The organism is Paraburkholderia sp. JHI869 (assembly GCF_038900775.1).
Taxonomy (GTDB): Bacteria; Pseudomonadota; Gammaproteobacteria; order Burkholderiales; family Burkholderiaceae; genus Paraburkholderia.
On record NZ_JAYMSC010000088.1, the window covers coordinates 1 to 1,438 of the forward strand.

2 protein-coding genes and 1 pseudogene are annotated in these 1,438 nt (G+C 55.6%); 2 read left to right on the plus strand and 1 reads right to left on the minus strand.

Features of this window, described 5'->3' with window-relative positions; genetic code table 11:
* Positions 1–126: 126 nt before the first annotated feature.
* Both VSR72_RS43955 and VSR72_RS43960 read left to right on the plus strand, forming a co-directional pair.
* On the plus strand, positions 127–327 hold the full coding sequence (locus tag VSR72_RS43955) for a hypothetical protein (protein WP_342958414.1): 201 nt from the start codon (positions 127–129) through the stop codon (positions 325–327).
* Positions 328–513: 186 nt separating this feature from the next.
* Entirely contained in the window at positions 514–1,011 is a 498-nt protein-coding gene (locus VSR72_RS43960) for a hypothetical protein (protein WP_342958415.1), read from the plus strand.
* A 113-nt stretch (positions 1,012–1,124) separates the two neighbouring features.
* Here the strand turns inward: VSR72_RS43960 and VSR72_RS43965 are convergent.
* Positions 1,125–1,331: pseudogene (locus tag VSR72_RS43965) on the minus strand (transposase domain-containing protein); the annotation flags it as partial.
* Positions 1,332–1,438 lie beyond the last annotated feature (107 nt).

The window sequence follows — 1,438 nt, forward strand, 5'->3', positions numbered from 1 at the left end:
GGTTCCGGCGTTCCCCGAGCGTTGCCGGGCTCACCGTCTGTGACCTGATAGGAGCTTTGTACTGCACCGTGAGTGTCCTGTCCTGCGAGTGGGGTTGGCGATGCGCCCACTACAACGGATATACGCATGGAACAGAACGAAGTAATTCTGGGCGTTGATACGCATCTGGATACGCATGTCGGGGCTGTGATTAGCGGCGCAGGCCGGCTTCTCGGAACGCTGTCGGTAACAACCGACACAGCGGGGTATCTCGACCTGCTGACATGGGCGAATTCGTTCGGTCAGTTATGTCGTGCCGGGGTAAGCGTTGCTGGAGTACCGTATTGACCGATAACGCCAAAGTGGACAATGCAGGCGCCACCAACCGACGATTGAGTTTGTCCACATCGACGTAGCACGCAGCAGTTCGCGGTTCCGAACGAACAAGTAATTCTCTGGTGGGAGTTTTTCGGCCGCGTTAGATTAGAATTGCCGTCGCGCGCGCTTCTTACCGCCGCGAAACGGAGACAACAAATGAGAAAAATCGAGCGATTCGCGACTATTTGCGTGATGGTCGCTGGCGCTGCCATAGCGTCGCCTTCCTTTGCACAGACTGTCTGGCATAACACGAAGTTCGGGATGAGCGTCAAACAAGTGCAGGCTGCTGTACCGGAAGCAGTCCCCAACCCCGAGGCAGGTCATGGAACGATTCAGACTGCGCTGTTGCGTGTGAATGACGTGGAAATGGCGGGCCATAAGTTAAAGGCGTTTTTATATTTCCACGATTACCATCTGGCAGAGGTGGATTTTGAGCTTAAGACCGACGGCGGTGATGACGCCGCCCGAGCGTTTGACGACATCACCAAGGCGTTGCGGTTGAAGTATGGAAAGGAGAGCACTATGAACGTGGACCCCTCAGGGACAGGTGGCCAGGGCTGGTGGTCTGCCAAACCTACCAATATCAGTCTTTTCTACGCAAAGTACCCTCCCGACCCTGCTGGGGTGTTGACCATCCAATATCTAGAGCCTTGAAGACCCGCATAAAAGTCGACTTCCGTGCCACAGGTGACTGCGGTATAGCGCCCATCGATGCGTCCTGAAAGTAAGCGTGGCACCATCGACGTCTTGACTGGAGATCGTGATCTTCAGACTGCGGTGCGGAGCTGATCCGCGACGACCCACGGAGCGAGCTCGTCGATGCGGTTGATCGCATGGTCTGCGATGCGTGCGAGCACGTAGCGCAGATACGCCTCTGGATCGATGCCGTTGAGTTTTGCAGTGCCAACGAGGCTGTAGATCGCGGCGGCACGTTCGCCACCGGAGTCTGCTCCAGCGAACAGATAGTTGCGGCGACAATGCACATATTTGCATTGAAGACGTTATGCGTAGCCGAGGATTATGTTCAGTCCATCTTTGGAGAAGAACGCGATACAAATCGCCAGGCCGATGGACAGCGATT

What these genes read in the sequence shown, in the direction of transcription:
- VSR72_RS43955 (WP_342958414.1), top strand. Translation starts at nt 127, where the DNA reads ATGGAACAGAACGAAGTAATTCTGGGCGTTGATACGCATCTGGATACG.
- VSR72_RS43960 (WP_342958415.1), top strand. Translation starts at nt 514, where the DNA reads ATGAGAAAAATCGAGCGATTCGCGACTATTTGCGTGATGGTCGCTGGC.